Genomic DNA, 6224 nt, shown 5'->3' with positions numbered 1-6224 from the left:
CGCCGCGCCCGCCGTCCCGTCCCGCACCTCGCCGGCCCGCGCCGCGCCCGCCGGCCCGCACCGCGTCGCCTCCCGGGAGACCGGCCGCCGTTCGGACGAATCACCCGTTTTCGGGCGTGACGCGCCTTAAATGGTGCGGTGACCACGACCGACCGCCGAACCGCACTGGCGGCGTGCGCCGGACTCTTCGCCGCGGGAGCGCTGACCACCGGATGCGGCACGAAGGGCGCCACCGCCCACCCCGCCGCACGCCCCTCCGCCTCCGCACCGTCCCCGCCCCGCACGCCCGGCGTGGCCACCGTGCTCACGGCGCCCGCTCCCCGCCGCTTCCCCGGCCGTCCCGTCCAGATCGCCCACGGCCCCCGTGACCGCCCCCGCGTCGCCCTCACCTTCCACGGCCAGGGCGACCCCACCACCGCCCGCGCGATCCTGACCGAGGCCGAACGGCACGGCGCCCGCGTCACCGTACTGGCCGTCGGCACCTGGCTGGACGCCCACCCGGAACTGGCCCGCCGCATCCTCGACGGCGGCCACGACCTCGGCAACCACACCCAGCACCACCTGGACGTCAACGCCATGACCGAGGCGGAGGCGTACGCCGAGATCACCGACTGCGCCCGGCGCCTGAAGCGCCTCACCGGCTCCGTCGGCACCTGGTTCCGGCCCTCCCGCGCCGCCCGCGCCTCCCCGCTCGTCGAACGGCTGGCCGTCCGCGCCGGCTACCCGCACGTCCTGTCCTACGACGTCGACCCCCTCGACTTCACCTCGCCCGGCGCCCCCGCCGTCGCCCGCTCCGTGCTCGGCGCGGTCCGCGGCGGGTCCGTGGTGAGCCTGCACTTCGGCTACGCGGACACGGTCGCCGCGCTCCCCGCCGTACTGGAAGAACTCGACCGCCGCGGACTGCGCGCGGTGACCACCACGGAGCTGATCGGCTGATGCACGCCAGAACCCTCACCCGCACCCTGATCGCGGGCCTCGCCCTCGCCGCACTCGCCGCCTGCGGCGACGGACGGCAGCAGCCCGGCGGGACACCCCCGGGCACCCGTGCCGCCAAGGCCTCCCCCGCCGAGCGGAAGCCCGCCGTCGACGGCCTGCCCGGCATGCCGCCCGTCCTCGACCCGAAGGACGTCTACGCCGCCGACCGCCCGGACAAGCTCTCCCCGGCGGTCAAGGACTTCCCCTCCCGGGTCTACGTCCCCAACACCGAGTCCGACACGGTCACGGTCATCGACCCGAAGACCTACGAGGTCGTCGACACCATCCCGGTCGGCCGGCAGCCCCAGCACGTGGTGCCGTCCTGGGACCTGAAGACCCTGTGGGTCAACAACAACCGGGGCCACACCCTCACCCCCATCGACCCGGAGACGGGCAGGGCGGGCGCGCCGGTCGACGTCCACGACCCGTACAACCTGTACTTCACGCCCGACGGCAGGTACGCCGTCGTCATGGCCTCCCTCGACCGGGAACTGGTCTTCCGCGACCCGCACACCATGAAGGTGAAGAAGACCGTCCCCGTCACCTGCTACGGCGTCAACCACGCCGACTTCTCCCTCGACGGGCGCTACTTCATCGTCTCCTGCGAGTTCAGCGGCGAACTGCTCAAGGTCGACACCCGGAAGATGGAGGTCGTCGCCCAGCAGAAGCTGCCCCTCGACGGCGCGATGCCGCAGGACGTCAAGATCTCGCCCGATGGCAGGAGGTTCTACATCGCCGACATGAAGGCCGACGGTATGTGGGTGCTCGACGGCGACGCGTTCACCACCCCCACCCTCCTGCCCACCGGCAAGGGCGCCCACGGCCTCTACGTCGGCCGCGACTCCCGCGAGATGTACGTCTCCAACCGGGGCGAGGGCACCGTCTCCGTCTTCGACTTCACCGAGAACAAGCTCACCAGGAAGTGGCGCCTGCCCGACGGCGGCAGCCCCGACATGGGCGGTGTCTCCGCCGACGGCAAGGTCCTGTGGCTCTCCGGCCGCTACGACGCCGAGGTGTACGCCATCGACACCCGCACCGGCGGACAACTGGCCCGGATCAAGGTCGGCAACGGCCCGCACGGCCTCGCCGTCTACCCGCAGCCCGGCCGCTACTCGCTCGGCCACACCGGCATCTTCCGCTGACGGCAAGGGGATTCGGCCAACACGCCGCCATCGGGTGATGATCCGCGGGCCGCCGCCGCGGAGCCGGGATCGTACCCGCATGATCACCACCCGTCTGCGGCGCCGGGCCGCCGCCGCCGTCCTGTCCGCCTCCGCGGTCCTCGCCACCTCCGCCGCCGTCCCCGGCGCGGCGGCCCCGGCGGCGGCACCCGCGAAGGCCGCCCCCGCCTGCCCCCGGTTCGACGACAAGCTCGAGGCCGCCGCCGACCGGGGCGTCGACGTCGACCGCATCACCCCCGAACCGGTCTGGCGCACCACCTGCGGCACCCTCTACCGCAGCGACAGCAGGGGCCCGCAGGTCGTCTTCGAGGAGGGCTTCCACGCCAAGGACGTCGAGAACGGCCAGTACGACGTCGAGAAGTACGTCCTGGTCAACCAGCCCTCGCCGTACGTGTCGACGACCTACGACCACGACCTGTACAAGACCTGGTACAAGTCCGGCTACAACTACTACATCGACGCGCCCGGCGGCATCGACGTCAACAAGACCATCGGCGACACCCACAGGTGGGCCGACCAGGTCGAGGTCGCCTTCCCCGGCGGCATCCAGCGGCGGTACGTCATCGGCGTCTGCCCGGTCGACAAGCAGACCAGGACCGAGATCATGAGCGGGTGCGAGAGCAACCCGCACTACGAGCCCTGGCACTGACCGCCTGGTCGTCCGGCCCCCCGGGCAGGAGGAACAGCGCCTCCGACCCCACCGGCCGGTAGCCCGCCGCCTGGAACGCCCGCAGACTGCGGGCGTTCCCCGGCGACACCTGGGCCCACACCGGCTCGCCCCCGGCCAGCTGCCGCGCCGCTGTCACCAGCCGCCGCCCCAGCCCCCGGTGCCGCGCGTCCTCCGCCACCTCCACCGCGACCTCCAGCCGCCCGGCGACCCCGCGCCCCAGCACGAGCACCCCGCCGTCCGCCGCCCACACCCGTACGTCGTCGCGCCGCCGTCGCGCGGAGACCACCCGCGGATGCCCGGGATCGACGACCTCCGTCAGGGCGAGCGGCGGGCGCCCCGCGAGCGGCGCCCCGGTCAGCAGCACGTCGACCGTGTCGGTCGTCCGCCCGGTCCGCTCCATGAGGGCCGCCAGGAACCGCGCGTGCATCGTCGCGGCGAGCGGGTCGCACTCCAGGGAGTCCAGCGCCTCGCGCACCCACCCCTCGTCCTCGTCCGTGAAGACGACCGAGTGCGCCGTGAAGGCGATGACGCCCGCGTCCCGCGGACCGGGCTGCGCGACCATCGTCGTCCCACCGTCCGGCGGGGGGAAGACACCCCGTGCCGCCGCGTCCAGGATCTCCCGCAGGCTCTCCGTCACCGTGCTCCTTGAGTCTCCACCCACTGGAGGGCCCAGACTCCCAGATATGACCGACGACGGCACCGGACTTATGACCATCGGCGAGCTGGCACGGGCCACCGGACTGACCGTGCGCACCATCCGCTACTGGTCCGACGAGGGCGCCCTGCCCCCGGTGACCCGCTCCGCCGGCGGCTACCGCCTCTACGACGCCGCGTCCGTCGCCCGCCTGGAGCTGATCCGCACCCTGCGCGAACTGGGCCTCGGCCTGGACGCCGTACACCGGGTCCTGTCCGGCGAGACGACGGTCGCGCAGGTCGCGGCGGCACACGTGAGCGCGCTGGACGCGCAGATCGCGTCGCTGAAGGTGACCCGCGCGGTGCTGTCGTCCGTGGCGCGACGCGGTTCGACCGCGAAGGAGACGACCCTGATGAACAGACTGGCGCGACTGTCCGCCGCCGAACGCGGGCGGATCGTCGACGACTTCATGACGGAGCTCTTCGACGGGATCGACACGGCGGACCCCGACGTCCGCCGCCGGCTGCGGTTCACGGCGGCCACGCTGCCCGACGACCCGACGCCGGAGCAGGTGGACGCCTGGGTGGAACTGGCCGAGCTGATCCAGGACCCCGGCTTCCGGGCGCTGATGCGCTCGATGGTGGAGTTCAACGCGGCCGACCGGGGGCCGGACGTCCCCGCCGGCACCTCCATGTGGTTCGTCAGCCGTCTCGTGCGGCTCGCGGGCGACGCGCTGCGCCGGGGCGTCGCCCCTGATGCGCCCGGGGCCGGGGACGTCCTGCGCCCGCTGCTCGGCGACGCCGACCCCGCCGCCGTCCTGGAACGCCTGACCGCGATGACGGACAGCCGGGTCGGCCGGTACCGGGAACTGTCGGCCGTCGTGAGCGGTCTGGGGCCCCAGACGACGTACGAGGAGGAGTTCGGGTGGGTGGTCGCCGCGCTGGAGGCCCGGACGGGCAGCTAATCTGACCTGCGTCAGTGGCGTGCGACAGCACGGCCGGAGCACGGATGAGGGGCTGATCGGTGGCGGACATCGAGGAAGCGCGCAAGCAGTTCGAGCGGATCGATACGGACGGTGACGGGTTCATCACCGCTGCCGAGTTCAAGACCGCGCTGGCCCAGGGCGGTGACTGGAACGTCACCGAGTCGGTGGCCGAGGCGATCATCGCCGGCCGCGACCTCAACGGCGACAAGATGCTGTCGTTCGACGAGTTCTGGGCGCACCTCAACAAGTAGGCGACGCCCGAGGGGGGCGCCCGTCCGGACCTCCGGCGGGCGCCCCCTCGTCATGCCGCCCCCCGGGCGAATGCCGGGCGGTGCCGGAATAGCCCGCGACGCCCGGAGGTTGCAGCCGATCACCGGCGCGGTGGACGCGCCGGACCCGTAGGACACGACCTCCGGAAGGCCAGGCGAGTCGGACCATGAAGATCGGCATCATCGGCGCGGGCAACATCGGCGGCAACCTCACCCGGCGGCTCACCGCCCTCGGACACGACGTCTCCGTCGCCAACTCGCGCGGACCCCACACGCTCACCGCACTGGCCGAGGAGACCGGCGCCACCCCCGTACCGGTGGAGCAGGCGGCCCGCGGCGCCGAGATCGTGGTCGTCACCATCCCGCTGAAGCGGATCCCGGACCTGCCGTCCGGCGTCCTGGACGGCGCGGCCGACGGCGTCGCGGTCATCGACACCGGCAACTACTACCCGCGGCGGCGCGACGGCAGGATCGCGGGCATCGAGGACGAGGGCCGCACCGAGAGCCGCTGGACCGAGGGACACCTCGGCCACCCGGTGATCAAGGCCTTCAACGGCACCTACGCCCAGGACATCCTCGACCGCCACCGTCCGGCAGGCGCGCCCGACCGCCAGGCCCTCCCGGTGGCCGGCGACGACGAGGCGGCCAAGGCGAAGGTCCGCGCCCTCATCGACGAGCTGGGCTTCGACACCGTCGACGCCGGCGGCATCGACGACTCCTGGCGCCAGCAGCCGGGCACCCCGGTCTACGGCCTGCGTGCGGGCGTCGACGGCGTCACCAAGGCGCTGGCGCAAGCGTCGCCGGAGCGGCCCGAGGACTTCCGGGGCTGATCCCGCCCTCAGGCGCTCTGCGCCCACTCCTTCAGCGCGGCCTTGCTCGCGAAGTCGGCCACATTGGTGTCGACCGGGTGGTCCGTGTACTGGTGGAAGCGCCACTTCGCCTGGATGCGGGGCTTGCCCGCCGAGACGTAGTCGGCGATCCAGAGGCCGTCACCGGCGTACGAAGTGGTGTCGACGTTCAACCAAAAATTCCGGTTGCAGTAGAGGATCACCCTGTTGTCCGGCCGCAGCGCCTTCAGCTTCTTGATGAAGCTGTCCTTCTCCGCGTTGCTCGGATGCGTGCCCTCGCCGTTCGTCTCCCAGTCGACGGCGAGGATGTCGCCCTTGCGGTCCGGGGCCTTGGAGACGAAGTACTCGGCCTGGGCGGTGAGGTTGCCCGGCCACAGGAAGTGGTAGAAGCCGACGACGAGTCCGGCGTCGCGGGCCCGCTCCGTCTGGGCGGCGAGCTTGGGGTTGACGTACGAGCGGCCCTCCGTCGCCTTCACGAAGACGAAGGAGAGCCCGTCGGTGTCGTAGCTGGAGGACTGGTAGGCGCTGACGTCGATGCCACGCAGCATGGGGCCTCCCTGAAGGACCGTGGGGGGACGGGAGTTGGCTATTCCCCACGATGACATGCGCACTCCCCGCCGGAAGCGGAAACGTCGACTTCGCTTCCCCCGGGTGCCATTGAC

7 protein-coding genes and 1 pseudogene are annotated in these 6224 nt (G+C 72.4%); 6 read left to right on the top strand and 2 right to left on the bottom strand.

Annotated elements, in window-relative coordinates:
* Positions 1-138: 138 nt before the first annotated feature.
* From JHAT_RS19245 to JHAT_RS19235, 3 genes are all read left to right on the top strand, one after another.
* Positions 139-936, top strand: a complete 798-nt coding sequence (locus JHAT_RS19245) for a polysaccharide deacetylase family protein (protein WP_077799452.1) — start codon at positions 139-141, stop codon at positions 934-936.
* On the top strand, positions 936-2117 hold the full coding sequence (locus JHAT_RS19240; protein ID WP_077799451.1) for a YncE family protein: 1182 nt from the start codon (positions 936-938) through the stop codon (positions 2115-2117). Before JHAT_RS19245 ends, JHAT_RS19240 begins: the two co-directional genes overlap by 1 nt.
* 79 nt (positions 2118-2196) lie before the next feature.
* A complete protein-coding gene (locus JHAT_RS19235) occupies positions 2197-2805 on the top strand; it encodes an ADP-ribosyltransferase (protein WP_077799450.1) in 609 nt (202 codons plus the stop codon).
* Here JHAT_RS19235 and JHAT_RS19230 read toward each other — a convergent pair.
* Positions 2759-3463, bottom strand: a complete 705-nt coding sequence (locus JHAT_RS19230) for a GNAT family N-acetyltransferase (RefSeq protein ID WP_077799449.1) — start codon at positions 3461-3463, stop codon at positions 2759-2761. The genes JHAT_RS19235 and JHAT_RS19230 overlap by 47 nt on opposite strands.
* Before the next feature lie 46 nt (positions 3464-3509).
* On the opposite strand from JHAT_RS19230, the gene JHAT_RS19225 reads away from it, so the two are divergent.
* The 3 genes and pseudogenes from JHAT_RS19225 to JHAT_RS19215 form a co-directional block, all read left to right on the top strand.
* Positions 3510-4424: a MerR family transcriptional regulator gene (locus JHAT_RS19225; RefSeq protein WP_077799448.1), complete on the top strand. Its 915-nt coding sequence runs from the start codon at positions 3510-3512 to the stop codon at positions 4422-4424.
* Between the two features lie 59 nt (positions 4425-4483).
* A complete protein-coding gene (locus tag JHAT_RS19220; protein WP_077799447.1) occupies positions 4484-4696 on the top strand; it encodes an EF-hand domain-containing protein in 213 nt (70 codons plus the stop codon).
* 158 nt (positions 4697-4854) lie between these two features.
* A pseudogene (locus tag JHAT_RS19215) lies at positions 4855-5544 on the top strand (NADPH-dependent F420 reductase); the annotation flags it as partial.
* Positions 5545-5552: 8 nt separating this feature from the next.
* On the opposite strand, the gene JHAT_RS19210 reads toward JHAT_RS19215, so the two are convergent.
* Complete coding sequence (locus JHAT_RS19210) at positions 5553-6110, bottom strand: glycoside hydrolase family 25 protein (protein ID WP_077799445.1); 558 nt, start codon at positions 6108-6110, stop codon at positions 5553-5555.
* Between the last annotated feature and the right edge of the window lie 114 nt (positions 6111-6224).

The organism is Streptomyces sp. JHA26 (genome assembly GCF_002005565.1).
Classification (GTDB): Bacteria; Actinomycetota; Actinomycetes; order Streptomycetales; family Streptomycetaceae; genus Streptomyces.
The sequence above is the reverse complement of the archived record's forward strand: the minus strand, read 5'-3'. Positions and strand labels throughout refer to the sequence as shown.